The organism is Burkholderia seminalis DSM 23518 (assembly GCF_902832885.1).
Taxonomy (GTDB): domain Bacteria; phylum Pseudomonadota; class Gammaproteobacteria; order Burkholderiales; family Burkholderiaceae; genus Burkholderia; species Burkholderia seminalis.
Window position 1 is genome coordinate 322,146 of sequence record NZ_CADFDK010000005.1, and the last position, 13,707, is coordinate 335,852.

12 protein-coding genes are annotated in these 13,707 nt (G+C 68.6%); 5 read left to right on the forward strand and 7 right to left on the reverse strand.

Going from position 1 to position 13,707, the window contains the following annotated elements; all coding sequences use genetic code 11:
* Nucleotides 1-98: 98 nt before the first annotated feature.
* The 4 genes from glcE (at nt 99) to proC (ending at nt 4,105) form a co-directional block, all read left to right on the forward strand.
* Nucleotides 99-1,187: a glycolate oxidase subunit GlcE gene (gene glcE, locus HWX00_RS18465; RefSeq protein WP_034187152.1), complete on the forward strand. Its 1,089-nt coding sequence runs from the start codon at nt 99-101 to the stop codon at nt 1,185-1,187.
* Nucleotides 1,188-1,194: 7 nt separating this feature from the next.
* Nucleotides 1,195-2,421 carry a glycolate oxidase subunit GlcF gene (gene glcF / locus HWX00_RS18470; protein ID WP_034187151.1) on the forward strand — a complete coding sequence of 409 codons (1,227 nt, stop codon included), beginning with the start codon at nt 1,195-1,197 and terminating at the stop codon, nt 2,419-2,421.
* Between the two features lie 120 nt (nt 2,422-2,541).
* Nucleotides 2,542-3,240 carry a YggS family pyridoxal phosphate-dependent enzyme gene (locus HWX00_RS18475; protein WP_034187443.1) on the forward strand — a complete coding sequence of 233 codons (699 nt, stop codon included), beginning with the start codon at nt 2,542-2,544 and terminating at the stop codon, nt 3,238-3,240.
* 52 nt (nt 3,241-3,292) lie between these two features.
* On the forward strand, nt 3,293-4,105 hold the full coding sequence (proC, locus tag HWX00_RS18480; RefSeq protein WP_034187150.1) for a pyrroline-5-carboxylate reductase: 813 nt from the start codon (nt 3,293-3,295) through the stop codon (nt 4,103-4,105).
* Between the two features lie 90 nt (nt 4,106-4,195).
* Here the strand turns inward: proC and ubiA are convergent, their stop codons facing one another.
* The 7 genes from ubiA to recG all read right to left on the reverse strand — a co-directional run bounded on the left by ubiA (nt 4,196) and on the right by recG (nt 12,360).
* Nucleotides 4,196-5,059: a 4-hydroxybenzoate octaprenyltransferase gene (gene ubiA, locus HWX00_RS18485; RefSeq protein ID WP_034187149.1), complete on the reverse strand. Its 864-nt coding sequence runs from the start codon at nt 5,057-5,059 to the stop codon at nt 4,196-4,198.
* Nucleotides 5,060-5,249: 190 nt separating this feature from the next.
* Nucleotides 5,250-5,738, reverse strand: a complete 489-nt coding sequence (gene dpsA / locus HWX00_RS18490; RefSeq protein WP_034187148.1) for a non-specific DNA-binding protein DpsA — start codon at nt 5,736-5,738, stop codon at nt 5,250-5,252.
* Between the two features lie 129 nt (nt 5,739-5,867).
* Nucleotides 5,868-6,029, reverse strand: a complete 162-nt coding sequence (locus tag HWX00_RS18495; protein ID WP_167361864.1) for a hypothetical protein — start codon at nt 6,027-6,029, stop codon at nt 5,868-5,870.
* A 110-nt stretch (nt 6,030-6,139) separates the two neighbouring features.
* Nucleotides 6,140-8,326, reverse strand: a complete 2,187-nt coding sequence (gene katG / locus HWX00_RS18500; RefSeq protein ID WP_034187147.1) for a catalase/peroxidase HPI — start codon at nt 8,324-8,326, stop codon at nt 6,140-6,142.
* 101 nt (nt 8,327-8,427) lie between these two features.
* Nucleotides 8,428-8,556, reverse strand: a complete 129-nt coding sequence (locus HWX00_RS37180) for a hypothetical protein (protein WP_260435749.1) — start codon at nt 8,554-8,556, stop codon at nt 8,428-8,430.
* 396 nt (nt 8,557-8,952) lie between these two features.
* Entirely contained in the window at nt 8,953-9,912 is a 960-nt protein-coding gene (locus tag HWX00_RS18505) for a hydrogen peroxide-inducible genes activator (protein WP_175029328.1), read from the reverse strand.
* A gap of 126 nt (nt 9,913-10,038) precedes the next feature.
* Nucleotides 10,039-12,360, reverse strand: a complete 2,322-nt coding sequence (recG, locus tag HWX00_RS18510; RefSeq protein ID WP_034187145.1) for an ATP-dependent DNA helicase RecG — start codon at nt 12,358-12,360, stop codon at nt 10,039-10,041.
* A gap of 167 nt (nt 12,361-12,527) precedes the next feature.
* Here recG and queA point away from each other — a divergent pair, with 167 nt between their 5' ends.
* Nucleotides 12,528-13,595 carry a tRNA preQ1(34) S-adenosylmethionine ribosyltransferase-isomerase QueA gene (gene queA, locus HWX00_RS18515; protein WP_175029247.1) on the forward strand — a complete coding sequence of 356 codons (1,068 nt, stop codon included), beginning with the start codon at nt 12,528-12,530 and terminating at the stop codon, nt 13,593-13,595.
* Nucleotides 13,596-13,707 lie beyond the last annotated feature (112 nt).

The window sequence follows — 13,707 nt, forward strand, 5'->3', positions numbered from 1 at the left end:
CATGCGATCCGCGATACGGGGCTTAGGGATAGTCGCGATGTGGAATCGCGCCACCCCGGTACAATCGACCGAACAACAAGTCGAGGCAGCAACAGAACATGGAAGAGGACGACATCGTCGCCGAATGGGCCGAGCGTATCCGCGCGGCCAGTGCCGACGGCCGGCCGCTGCGGATTCGCGGCGGCGGCACCAAGGACTGGTACGGCCAGGCGCTCGAGGGCGAAATACTCGACACGCGCGCGTTTCAGGGCATCGTGTCGTACGACCCGGCAGAGCTCGTCGTCACGGTCCGCGCGGGCACGCCGCTCGCGCAGCTCGAAACCGTCCTCGCCGAGCGCGGCCAGATGCTGCCGTTCGAGCCGCCGCACTTCGGCCGCGCGGCCACCGTCGGCGGCTGCGTCGCGGCCGGCCTCGCGGGCCCGCGCCGCGCCACCTGCGGCGCACCGCGCGATTTCGTGCTCGGCGTCACGCTGATGAACGGCCGCGGCGAAATGCTGCGCTTCGGCGGCCAGGTGGTGAAGAACGTCGCCGGCTACGACGTGTCGCGCCTGATGGCCGGCGCGCTCGGCACGCTCGGGCTGATGCTCGACCTGTCGATCAAGGTGCTGCCGATGCCCGTCGCCGAGGTCACGCTGAAGTTCGAGATGACCGCGACCGACGCGGTGCGCAAGCTCAACGAATGGGGCGGCCACCCGCTGCCCGTCAGTGCGAGCGCCTGGCGCAACGGCACGCTGGTGCTGCGCCTGTCGGGCGCCGAGGCGGCCGTGAAATCCGCGAAGACGCTGCTCGGCGGCGAAGTCGTCGACGCGGTCGAAGCCGAGCGCTTCTGGGCCGGCCTGCGCGAGCATACCGACCCGTTCTTCAACGGCATCCCGCCGGGCTACGCGCTGTGGCGCCTCGCGCTGCCGTCGATCACCGAGCCGATGCACCTGCCCGGCACCCAGCTGATGGAATGGGGCGGCGCGCAGCGCTGGTGGATCACCGACGCCGACGCGCAGACCGTCCGCATGAGCGCGAAGCAGGCCGGCGGCCACGCGACGCTGTTCCGCGCCGGCGACGCGTACGACCGCAGCGCGGGGGTGTTCACGCCGCTTCCCGCCCCGATGATGAAAATCCACCGCGGGCTGAAGGCCGCCTTCGATCCCGCGCGCATCTTCAACCGCGGCCGGCTCTACCCCGACCTCTGAGGGCTCGATGCAAACGAACCTCGCCGATTTCATCCGCAACACGCCCGACGGCGACGAGGCCGACGCGATCCTGCGCAAGTGCGTGCACTGCGGGTTCTGCACCGCGACCTGCCCGACCTACCAGCTCCTCGGCGACGAACTCGACGGCCCGCGCGGACGCATCTACCTGATCAAGCAGATGGTCGAAGGCGCGCCCGTCACGCGCAGCACGCAGCAGCACCTCGACCGCTGCCTCACGTGCCGCAGCTGCGAGACGACCTGCCCGTCCGGCGTCCAGTACGGCCGGCTCGTCGAGATCGGCCGCAAGCACGTCGAGGCGCAGGTGCAGCGCCCGGCGCAGCAGCGGCTCGTGCGCCGCATGCTCGCGAGCCTCGTGCCGAATGCCGCGCTGTTCTCGCCCGTGATGCGGCTCGGCCAGCATGTGCGGCCGCTGCTGCCGAAGCGGCTGCGCGACAAGGTGCCGCCGCGCACGCGGCTGCTCGAATGGCCGCACCGCACGCATCCGCGCAAGATGCTGATGCTCGGCGGCTGCGTGCAGCCGTCGATGCTGCCGAACATCAACATCGCGACCGCGCGCGTGCTCGATGCGCTCGGCATCGAGACGGTCGTCGCGCCCGACGCGGGCTGCTGCGGCGCGATCCGCCTGCACCTGAACTATCACGACGAAGCGCTCGACGACGCGCGCCGCAACATCGACGCATGGTGGCCGCACGTCGAACAGGGCGCCGAGGCGATCGTGATGAACGCATCGGGCTGCGGCGCGACGGTGCTCGAATACGCGCACCTGCTGCGCGACGATCCGGCTTACGCGGAGAAGGCGCAGCGCATCGTGTCGCTGACGCGCGACATCTCCGACGTGCTGCTCGCATTCGAGGCCGAACTCGCGACGCTCGCGCGGCGCCGCGCGGTCCATACGGTCGCGTACCACCCGCCGTGCACGCTGCAGCACGGCCAGCAGTCGCGCGGCAAGGTCGAGCGGCTGCTCGAGACGCTCGGCATCGACGTGCGGCTACCGGCCGACAGTCATCTGTGCTGCGGCTCGGCCGGCACCTATTCGCTGACGCAGCCGTCGCTGTCGTACCGGTTGCGCAAGCAGAAGCTGCTGAAACTGCAGGCGCTCGAACCGCAGATGATCGTGTCCGGCAACATCGGCTGCATCGCGCACCTGCAGAGCGGCACGCAGATTCCGGTCACCCACTGGGTCCAGCTCGTCGAGCATTTGCTGTACGGCTGACGTGACGCGCCGCCGCGGCCGGCGTCCGCGCGCGGCGTCCGTATAATGAGCGGATCGATGCGCCGCGTGTCGCGGCGCATCGGCTTCATGCCCGCTTTCGTGCCTGCTTTCGCGCCCGTCATGTCCGATCTCGCCGCCCGTCTCGAATCCGTTCACCGCCGCATCGCCGACGCCGCCCGCGCGGCCGGCCGCGATCCCGCCACCATCTCGCTGCTCGCCGTGTCGAAGACGTTTCCCGCCGACGACGTGCGCGCCGCGCACGCGGCCGGACAACGTGCATTCGGCGAAAACTACGTGCAGGAATCGATCGACAAGATCGATGCGCTCGCCGACCTGCGCGCGTCGCTCGAATGGCATTTCATCGGGCCGCTGCAATCGAACAAGACGCGCCCCGTCGCCGAACGCTTCGACTGGGTCCATTCGGTCGACCGCCTGAAGATCGCGCAGCGCCTGTCGGAACAGCGCCCCGCGCACCTGCCGCCGCTCAACGTGTGCGTGCAGGTGAACATCAGCGGCGAGGCGTCGAAGAGCGGTGTCGCGCCGGCCGACGTGGCCGAGGTCGCGCGCGCGGTCGCCGCGCTGCCGTCGCTGCGGCTGCGCGGCCTGATGGCGATTCCCGAACCGGCCGGCGACACCGACGCGCAACGCGTGCCCCACCGCGCGCTGCGCGCGCTGTTCGACACGTTGCGCGCCGACGGCCTGCCGCTCGACACGCTGTCGATGGGCATGTCCGCCGACCTCGACGCGGCCGTGCTCGAAGGCGCGACGATCGTGCGCGTCGGCACCGCGATCTTCGGCGCGCGCGATTATTCGCACTGAACGCCACGCCCTTTTCCGCCTTTCCGTTCACTCACTCGCTCATTCGGACATCATGAAAATCGCATTCATCGGCGGCGGCAACATGGCCGCGGCCCTGATCGGCGGCCTGATCAAGCGCGGCGTCGCCGCCGACGGCCTGTATGCCATCGACGTCAACGAGGACGTCCGCGCGCGCGCCGCGCAGCAATTCGGCATCCGCACCGGCGCGGCCGTCGACGCGACGCTCGCCGGCTACGACGCGATCGTGCTCGCGGTGAAGCCGCAGGTGCTGAAGGACGTCGCGCAGGCGCTCGCGCCGCACCTGACGTCGCAGCTCGTGATCAGCATCGCGGCCGGCATCCGCGGCACGGATCTCGCGCGCTGGCTCGGCGACTACCCGCGCGTCGTGCGCACGATGCCGAACACGCCCGCGCTGGTCGGCATGGGCGTGACGGGCCTCGCCGCGCTCCCCGCGGTCGACGCAGCGGGCCGCGAACTCGCGTCGAACGTGCTCGGCGCGGTCGGCGAGATCGTGTGGTTCGACGACGAGTCGCAACTCGACGCCGTCACGGCCATTTCGGGCAGCGGCCCCGCGTACGTGTTTTATTTCATCGAAGCGCTGCAGGAAGCCGCACGCCGCCTCGGCATGAACGACGAACAGGGCCGCGCGCTCGCGGTCGCGACGTTTACGGGCGCCGCGCAACTGGCCGCGCAATCGGGCGAGCCGGCGAGCGTGCTGCGCGAGCGCGTGACGTCGAAGGGCGGCACGACGGCCGCCGCGCTCGCGGCATTCGACGCGCAGGGCGTGAAGGAAGCGATCGTGCGCGGCGCGCTGGCGGCGGAAGCGCGTGCGAAGGAAATGGGCGACGAACTCGGCCGCGCGTAAGCGCGGGAGCGCTTGCCGGATTACCGGCGCCCGATGTAAAAAAAGCGACCGTCAGGTCGCTTTTTCATTGGCGGCGCTCGGCTTCGTCGTTCAGTTGCCGGCCAGCAGGTAATGCGCGGCGATGCCCGCGAACAGCACGCCGCCGAGCCAGTTGTTGTGCCGGAATGCCGCGAAGCACGGCATCCGTTCACGATCCTTGATCAGCGTGTAGTGATACAGCGCGCAGCCGGCCGCGGCGGCCCAGCCGGCCCAGTACACGAGACCGAAGCCGAGCGTCACGCCGACCCACACGTAGATGCCGAGCGTCGCCGCGTAGCACGCCATCACGGCCGCGACGTCGAAGCGGCCGAACGTCAGCGCGGACGTGCGAATGCCGATCTTGATGTCGTCGTCGCGATCGACCATCGCGTACTCGGTGTCGTATGCGACCGACCAGAAGATGTTCGCGACCAGCATCACCCACGCGATCGCCGGCACCGTGTCCTGCACGGCCGCGAACGCCATCGGGATGCCGAAGCCGAACGCGATGCCGAGATACGCCTGCGGAATCGCGAAGAAACGCTTCATGAACGGATACGAGCCCGCGACGAACAGCGCGACGACGGACAGTTCCTTCGTCAGCGTATTGAGCGGCAGGATCAGCAGGAACGCGACGAACGACAGCCCGACCGCGATCGCGACGGCTTCCCATGCGTGGATCTTGCCCGACGTCAGCGGCCGGTCGGCCGTGCGCTTCACGTGACGGTCGAAATCGCGGTCGGCGTAGTCGTTCATCGCGCAGCCGGCCGAGCGCATCAGCAGCGTGCCGAGCACGAAGATCACGAGCAGCGGCCAGCGCGGATGGCCGTCCGACGCGATCCACAGCGCGTTGAGCGTCGGCCACAGCAGCAGCAGGCTGCCGATCGGCTTGTCCATCCGGACGAGCCGCAGATACAGCGGAAAACGGGCAAGCATGGCGAAGCACCGGGAAGATAACCCCGGCATTTTAGAGCCGAGCGGCGCTCCGCGTCATGTCGGGAGCGGCCCGCAGACGGCTACCGGCGGGCGCGCACACGCCGCCCAGGCCCGCTGCGCGCGGCTGTGCCGCATCGCGCGTCAATCAAGGGACAGAGTCGACCGCATCGCGGATCGGGCCGCACCGCGCTTACGCGAGCAGCGACCGCAGCATCCACGCGGTCTTTTCATGCGTCTGCAGGCGCTGCGTCAGCAGGTCGGCGGTCGGCTCGTCGCTGGCCGCGTCGGCGATCGGGAAGATGTCGCGCGCGGTGCGCACGACCGCCTCGTGCCCTTCGACGAGCTGGCGGATCATCTCCTCGGCGGCCGGTACGCCCTTCGCTTCGGGCACCGACGACAGTTTCGCGAACTCGGCGAACGTGCCCGGCGCGACGACGCCGAGCGTGCGAATGCGCTCCGCGACGGAATCGACCGCGAGCCATAGCTCGTTGTACTGCTCCTCGAACATCAGGTGCAGCGTGTTGAACATCGGCCCGGTCACGTTCCAGTGGAAATTATGGGTCTTCAGGTACAGCGAAAACGTATCGGCGAGCAGGCGCGACAGGCCGTCCGCGATCTTCTTGCGGTCCTTGTCGCTGATGCCGATGTTGATCGGCGTGGCGTTGCCTTTCCTGGCCATCTTCGGGACTCCTCGTTCGAAATGTTGAACCGGTGAAAATGCGTCGAGCAATCCGCATGCCGCGTCGCACGGCATCCGTTCGCGACTCGCACGTCTGGCGTTGCGAAACCGTCGCTGCCGTCGCTGCCGTCAACCACCTGCGACCGGCGCGAGCGCGTGCAGCGCCTGCGAGACCAGTTCCGCCGCCCCGCCGATGACGATCGCGAAGCCGACGACGTAGCGCGCCAGTTCGACCGGCGATCGCAGAACGGGCGACGCCGCCGCACGCATGTTGAGCATCATTTGCGTCATGGTCGTTACTCCCTTGACAAGACATCGTTCCGAGAAGAAACGGCCGGTCGTTCGACCGGCCGTTCCGCGTTACTGCGTCACTGCATGACCGCATGAGCATGCGGCCGGTTTCATGCGAGGTCGAAGCGGTCGAGGGTCATCACCTTGTTCCAGGCGGCGACGAAATCGCGCGCGAACTTCTCCTTCGCATCCGCGCTGCCGTACACCTCGGCCAGCGCGCGCAACTGCGAGTGCGAGCCGAAGATCAGGTCGACGCGCGTGCCCGTCCACTTGACCGCGCCCGTCGCGCGGTCGCGCCCCTCGAACACGTCGTTCGCGGCCGACACCGGCTTCCACTCCGTGGCCATGTCGAGCAGGTTCACGAAGAAGTCGTTCGTCAGCGTTTCCGGACGATCGGTGAACACTCCGTGCTTCGAGTCGCCGGCGTTCGCGCCGAGCACGCGCAAGCCGCCTACGAGTACCGTCATCTCCGGCGCCGTCAACGTCAGCAGTTGCGCCTTGTCGACCAGCAGCGCCTCGGCCGGCGTCTTGTACGCGGCCTTCAGGTAGTTACGGAAGCCGTCGGCGAGCGGCTCGAGCACGGCCATCGCCTCGACGTCGGTCTCTTCCTGCGTCGCATCCGCGCGGCCCGGCGCGAACGGCACCGTCACCGCGATACCCGCGTTCTTCGCGGCCTGCTCGACGCCGGCCGCACCGGCCAGCACGATCAGGTCGGCGAGCGACACCTTCTTGCCGCCCGTCTGCGCGTCATTGAACGCCTTCCGCACGCCTTCGAGCGTCTCCAGCACCTTCGCGAGCTGGGCCGGGCGGTTCACTTCCCAGTCCTTCTGCGGCGCGAGGCGGATGCGCGCACCGTTCGCGCCGCCGCGCTTGTCCGACCCGCGGAACGTCGCTGCCGACGCCCATGCCGTCGACACGAGCTGCGACACCGACAGGCCGGTCGCCAGCACCTTCGCCTTCAGCGCGGCAACGTCGGCGGCGTCGATCAGCGGGTGGTCGACTGCCGGGATCGGGTCCTGCCACAGCAGGTGTTCCGCCGGCACTTCCGGGCCGAGATAACGGGAGCGCGGGCCCATGTCGCGGTGCGTGAGCTTGAACCACGCACGCGCGAACGCATCGGCGAACTCGGCCGGGTTCTCGTAGAAACGGCGCGAGATCTTTTCGTAGGCCGGGTCGAAACGCAGCGACAGGTCGGTCGTCAGCATCGTCGGGCGATGCTTCTTCGACGCGTCGAACGCATCGGGAATCACTTCGCCGGCGTCCTTCGCGACCCACTGGTGCGCGCCGGCCGGGCTCTTCGTGAGCTCCCACTCATAGCTGAACAGGTGCTTGAAGAAGTCGTTGCTCCACTTCGTCGGCGTCGAGGTCCACGTGACTTCGAGGCCGCTCGTGATCGCGTCCTTGCCCTTGCCCGTGCCGAACGTGCTCTTCCAGCCGAGACCCTGCTCCTCGAGGCCCGCGGCTTCCGGCTCGGGGCCGACGTTCGACGCCGGACCGGCGCCGTGCGTCTTGCCGAACGTGTGGCCGCCCGCGATCAGCGCGACCGTCTCTTCGTCGTTCATCGCCATCCGCGCGAACGTCTCGCGGATGTCGTGCGCGGCGGCGACCGGGTCGGGGTTGCCGTCCGGGCCTTCCGGGTTCACGTAGATGAGGCCCATCTGCACGGCGGCGAGCGGGCTTTCGAGCTCACGCTTGCCCGAGTAGCGGCTGTTCGGGCCGCCGCTCAGTTCCAGCCAGATCTTTTCCGAGCCCCAGTACACGTCGTCCGGTTCCCACGTGTCGACGCGGCCGCCGGCGTAACCGAACGTCTTGAAGCCCATCGATTCGAGCGCGACGTTGCCCGTCAGGATCAGCAGATCGGCCCACGAGATGTTGCGGCCGTACTTCTGCTTGATCGGCCACAGCAGCCGGCGCGCCTTGTCGAGGCTCACGTTGTCCGGCCAGCTGTTGAGCGGCGCGAAGCGCTGCTGCCCGCCGCCCGCGCCGCCGCGGCCGTCGGCCGTGCGGTAAGTGCCGGCGCTGTGCCATGCCATGCGCACGAACAGGCCGCCATAGTGGCCGAAGTCGGCCGGCCACCAGTCCTGCGACGTCGTCATCAGCGCGTGCAGGTCCTGCTTCACCGCCGCGAGATCCAGCTTCTTGAACGCTTCGGCGTAGTCGAAATCCTGGTCCATCGGATCGGACAACGCCGAATGCCGGTGCAGGACATTCAGGTTCAGCTGATTCGGCCACCAGTCCTTGTTCGTCGTGCCGCTGCCTGCGGTGTGGTTGAACGGACACTTCGCTTCGTTCGACATGCTTTTTCTCCTTTACTTGCTCGTAGGCCCCCACGTGCCGGGCGCGGTTCGTGGAGCATTGCGGGGGATAAGAAACGGAACAGGCAGATCCTCCTGCCGTACTACGGGATGTCGTGCGCGGCCTTCGGCTCGCGTTCCCGCTGCAACGCGCCGCAGGCGGGGCGCTCGGGGAAGCCACTGCCGGCAGTCGTCGTGCCGGCGATGCGTGCGGTGGTCATGCTGTCGGGCATGCAATGCTCCCTCATGGCTTGATGGCGGGTGAATCGGGGGAACACCGGACCGGCGCGCGGCGGCACTCATCCGCCATACACGCGATCCGCCAGGTACGCGAACGCAATCGGACGCAGGCTGCGAACCGCGGCCCTGGCGCGATGTACGACCGTGTCGCGCGACGGGATGTTCCGCTGCGCGTGCTGCAATACCGACCGCATCATGACATCCTCCTTTGACGCTTGCATCCAACGTGCATGTCGCTTCTCGGCCAAGGCGCCGATCCATGTAGAGGATTCTATCTATATCTATCAATTATTTGAATTTAATAAATTTCATCTATGCGATAGGAAAAAATAAACGGGGTCGCAAGACCCCGTTCATCATGCTGCCATACGCGCAGGCGACCTACGCGCTCAGTTCATCGTGGCCGGCATGTCGAGCTTCGCGACGCCCGGCAGTTCGCACGCGGAAATCGCGTCGCTGATCGCGTCGATCGCGGGCATCCGCGTGAAGCTCTTGCGCCACACGAGCACCACGCGGCGGTCGGGCACCGGTTCGTTGAACGGCACGTACGACAGCAGCTCCGCATCGGGGCCGTTCGCGCGCGGGCCGACCTCGGCGACCGACATCCGCGGCAGCACGGTGATGCCGACACCGCTCGCGACCATATGGCGAATGGTTTCGAGCGACGAGCCCTCGAAGGTCTTCTGGATGCCGTCGGCCGTCTGCGAGAAGCGCATCAGCTCCGGGCACACGCCGAGCACGTGATCGCGGAAGCAATGGCCGTTGCCGAGCAGCAGCATGGTTTCCTGCTTCAGGTCCTCGGCATTGATTTCCTCGCGCTTCTCCCACGGATGGCCGGCCGGCAGCGCGACGACGAACGGTTCGTCGTACAGCGGACGCACCATCAGGCCGGTTTCCGGGAACGGCAGCGCCATGATCGCGGCGTCGATCTCGCCCTGCTTGAGCGGTTCGAGCAGCTTCAGCGTGTAGTTCTCCTGCAGCATCAGCGGCATCTGCGGAACACGCTGGATCATCTGCTTGACGAGCGTCGGCAGCAGGTACGGCCCGATCGTGTAGATCACGCCGAGGCGGAACGGGCCGACCAGCGGGTCCTTGCCCTGCTTCGCGATCTCCTTGATCGCGAAAGTCTGCTCGAGCACGCGCTGCGCCTGCGTGACGATCTGGTCACCGATCGGCGTCACGCTCACTTCGCTCGCGCCGCGCTCGAAAATCTGCACGTTGAGCTCGTCTTCGAGCTTCTTGATCGCCACCGACAGCGTCGGCTGGCTCACGAAGCAGGCCTCGGCCGCGCGGCCGAAATGCCGTTCGCGCGCGACCGCGACGATGTATTTCAATTCAGTCAGCGTCATTGTGGGTCAATCAGGTATATACAGGCGATAGGTTTAATTTATACACCCTCCGGCACCGGTTCGCCAAGTTTCTCGACATCCGATGCATCGATCGACGGCTTTCTGATCCGGCCCCGAGCTGCCGAATCAAGCCTTCAGGTACTGTTCCCGCGCACCGAGCCAACGGGCGAGATGCTGCGTGACGATGTCGGGGTACGCGGCAATCAGCCGCGTCGCGGCCTCTCGGGCCGGGTCGATCAGCCAGCCGTCGGTCTCGAGGTTGGCAAAACGCAGCATCGCCGCGCCCGACTGGCGCGCCCCGAGGAATTCGCCGGGGCCGCGGATTTCGAGGTCGCGCCGCGCGATCTCGAAGCCGTCGGTCGTCTCGCGCATCGTCTTCAGCCGCTCGCGGCCGGTCAGCGACAGCGGCCCCGTGTACAGCAGCACGCACACCGACGCCGCGGTGCCGCGCCCGACGCGGCCGCGCAGCTGGTGCAGCTGCGCGAGGCCGAAACGCTCCGCGTGCTCGATCACCATCAGCGACGCGTTCGGCACGTCGACGCCGACCTCGATCACGGTCGTCGCGACGAGCAGCTGCACTTCGTTGCGCGTGAACGCCTCCATCACGGCGGCCTTGTCGGCGGGCGACAGCCGGCCGTGCACGAGCCCGACCTTCAGTTCGGGGAGCGCCGCCGCCAGCGTCTCGTAGGTTTCGACGGCCGTCTGCAGCTGCAGCGTCTCGCTTTCCTCGATCAGCGGGCACACCCAGTACACCTGGCGCCCGGTCAGCGCGGCCTCGCGCACGCGGGCGATCACCTCGTCGCGCCGCGCGTCGCCGACGAGGCGCGTCAGCACGGGCGTGCGGCCCGGCGGCAGCTCGTCGATCGTCGAGACCTCGAGATCCGCGTAGTACGTCATCGCGAGCGTGCGCGGGATCGGCGTGGCCGACATCATCAGCTGGTGCGGCTGGAAATCGCGCGCGCCGTTGGCCGCGTTCGCGGCCTTCGCGCGCAGTGCGAGACGCTGCTCGACGCCGAAGCGGTGCTGCTCGTCGACGATCACGAGGCCGAGCCGCGCGAATTCGACCGTGTCCTGGATGATCGCGTGCGTGCCGATCACGAGCTGCGCGGTGCCGAGCGCGGCCGCCTCGATCGCCGCGCGCTTCTCCTTCGCCTTCAGGCTCCCCGCGAGCCACGCGACCGACACGCCGAGCGGCTCGAGCCATGCGCGCAGCTTGCGCGCGTGCTGTTCCGCGAGGATTTCGGTGGGCGCCATCAGCGCGGCCTGGTAGCCGGCGTCGATCGCCTGCGTGGCGGCCAGCGCCGCGACGACCGTCTTGCCGCTGCCGACGTCGCCCTGCAGCAGGCGCTGCATCGGGTGCGCGAGCGTGAGGTCGTGCGCGATCTCGTCGACGACGCGCGCCTGCGCGCCCGTCAGCGTGAACGGCAGCGCCGCGTAGAGCCGCGTCGTCAGCGCATCGGCGTCGCTCGCGGTGCGGCGCGGCATCGCGGGCGCGGCACGCGTGCGGCGCTCCTCGTGCGCCCGCTTGAGCGACAGCTGCTGCGCGAGCAGCTCCTCGAACTTGATGCGCGTCCACGCCGGATGCGAGCCGTCCATCAACGCGGCTTCGTCGGAATCGACGCGCGGGTGGTGCAGGATGCGCACGGCCTGCTCGAGCGTCGGCACGTCGAGCGGCTTCAGGTAGTCGCGCTGGATCTCGGGCGGCAGCAGCTCGGGCAGCGGCGTGCGCTCGACCGCATTCTCGATCGCCTTGCGCAGGTAGGCCTGCGACACGCCGGCCGTGCTCGGGTAGACGGGCGTGAGCACCTGCGGCAGCGGCGCGTCCGCTTCGACGACGCGCACGGCCGGATGCACCATCTCCATCCCGAAGAAACCGCCGCGCACGTCGCCACGCACGCGCAGCCGCTGGCCGACGGCCATCTGCTTGACCTGCGACCCGTAGAAATTCAGGAAGCGCAGCACGAGCTGCTCGCCGTCGTCGTCCTGGATCTTCACGACGAGCTGGCGGCGCGGCCGATAGGCGACTTCGTTGTCGAACACGACGCCTTCGGTTTGCGCGATGCCGCCCGGCAGCAGTTCGCCGATCGGCGTGAGCGTGGTTTCGTCCTCGTAGCGCATCGGCAGATGCAGCACGAGATCGATCGAACGCGTGAGGCCGAGTTTCGCGAGCTTGTCGGCGGTTTTCACCGGTTTGTCGGCGGCAGGCTTCTTCTTGCGCTTCGTGCCCGATGCACCGGGCGCGTCGGCGTCGTCGCCGCCCGCGCCCGGTTCGACGTCGGGCGCGGCGGCAGCGGGCTGCGCGAGCCGGCCGTCGGCGCCGCGCTTCGGGCCGGCGCGGCGCGCGCCGGCGGCCGATGCGGGCGGCGCAGGCGTGGCGGCATCGTCCGCGTCGAACGGATCGGCGGAATCGGCAACGGCGGCGGCGGAACGGCGTGGTGACACAGGCATCGGATCGTCAGGGTGCTTCGCAAGGCAAGTACAATAGCGGCTTTCACGTCGTCCGAACGAACGACGCCGGCCAGGCCGCGCATCCCGCCATCATAGCGGCTCGCGCGCCCCATTTACGCGTTTCCGCCCTGCCGGCGACGCCCGCCGGCCGCTTCGAACCAGCCCGCATGTTCACGCTTTCCGATTTCGATTTCAATCTGCCGCCCGAGCTGATTGCCCAAACCGCGCTGCCCGATCGCACCGCGAGCCGCCTGCTCGAGGTCGACAATACCGCCGAGCCCGCGCGCCTCGTCGACCGCCGTTTCACCGAGCTGCCGTCGTGCATCGCGCCCGGCGACCTGCTCGTGTTCAACGATACCAAGGTGCTGAAGGCGCGTTTCTTCGGCCAGAAGGCCAGCGGCGGCAAGATCGAGGTGCTGATCGAGCGCTTGACGGGCACGCACACGGCGCTCGCGCAGATCCGCGCGAGCAAGTCGCCGGGCGCCGGCACGACGCTGCGTCTCGCCGACGCATTCGACGTGACGGTCGGCGAGCGCGTCGAGCCGTTCTTCACGCTGCACTTCCCCGCGCCGTGCCTCGACCTGATCGAGCAGTTCGGCCGCCTGCCGCTGCCGCCGTATATCGAGCACGACGCCGACGCGACCGACGAGACGCGCTACCAGACCGTCTATGCGAGCAACCCGGGCGCGGTCGCCGCGCCGACGGCCGGGCTGCATTTCGACCAGCCGCTGCTGGCGAAGCTCGACGCGATGGACGTCGAGCGCGCGACGCTGACGCTGCACGTCGGCGCCGGCACGTTCCAGCCGGTGCGCGTCGAGAACATCGCCGAGCACAAGATGCACAGCGAGTGGTACGACCTGCCGCAGTCGCTCGTCGACAAGATCGCCGCGACCCGCGCACGCGGCGGCAACGTGATCGCGGTCGGCACGACGTCGATGCGCGCGCTCGAAGCCGCCGCGCGCGCGGCCGACGATGCGGGCCGACCGCTCGCGGCGACGCAGGCCGAGACCGACATCTTCATCACGCCCGGCTACCGGTTCCGCGTGGTCGACCGGCTCGTCACGAATTTCCACCTGCCGAAATCGACGCTGCTGATGCTGGTGTCCGCGTTCGCGGGCGTCGAGACGATCCGCGCCGCGTACCGGCACGCGATCGAAGAACGCTACCGCTTCTTCAGCTACGGCGACGCGATGCTGCTGACGCGGCGCGACACGCCGGAGGCGCCGGGCGCGTAAGCGCGGCAGGTGCGATGACGCGCCGGCGCGCGACTGCGCAACGGCCGCTACGCTTCGCGCTGTCGCGCGCCGCGCCGGTGTCCCCGCGCTGTTGCCCCGTTTTCCTGCGGTA

Coding starts and splice junctions, on each gene's coding strand:
- glcE (WP_034187152.1), top strand. CDS start 99: ATGGAAGAGGACGACATCGTCGCCGAATGGGCCGAGCGTATCCGCGCG.
- glcF (WP_034187151.1), top strand. CDS start 1,195: ATGCAAACGAACCTCGCCGATTTCATCCGCAACACGCCCGACGGCGAC.
- HWX00_RS18475 (WP_034187443.1), top strand. CDS start 2,542: ATGTCCGATCTCGCCGCCCGTCTCGAATCCGTTCACCGCCGCATCGCC.
- proC (WP_034187150.1), top strand. CDS start 3,293: ATGAAAATCGCATTCATCGGCGGCGGCAACATGGCCGCGGCCCTGATC.
- ubiA (WP_034187149.1), bottom strand. CDS start 5,059: ATGCTTGCCCGTTTTCCGCTGTATCTGCGGCTCGTCCGGATGGACAAG.
- dpsA (WP_034187148.1), bottom strand. CDS start 5,738: ATGGCCAGGAAAGGCAACGCCACGCCGATCAACATCGGCATCAGCGAC.
- HWX00_RS18495 (WP_167361864.1), bottom strand. CDS start 6,029: ATGACGCAAATGATGCTCAACATGCGTGCGGCGGCGTCGCCCGTTCTG.
- katG (WP_034187147.1), bottom strand. CDS start 8,326: ATGTCGAACGAAGCGAAGTGTCCGTTCAACCACACCGCAGGCAGCGGC.
- HWX00_RS37180 (WP_260435749.1), bottom strand. CDS start 8,556: ATGCCCGACAGCATGACCACCGCACGCATCGCCGGCACGACGACTGCC.
- HWX00_RS18505 (WP_175029328.1), bottom strand. CDS start 9,912: ATGACGCTGACTGAATTGAAATACATCGTCGCGGTCGCGCGCGAACGG.
- recG (WP_034187145.1), bottom strand. CDS start 12,360: ATGCCTGTGTCACCACGCCGTTCCGCCGCCGCCGTTGCCGATTCCGCC.
- queA (WP_175029247.1), top strand. CDS start 12,528: ATGTTCACGCTTTCCGATTTCGATTTCAATCTGCCGCCCGAGCTGATT.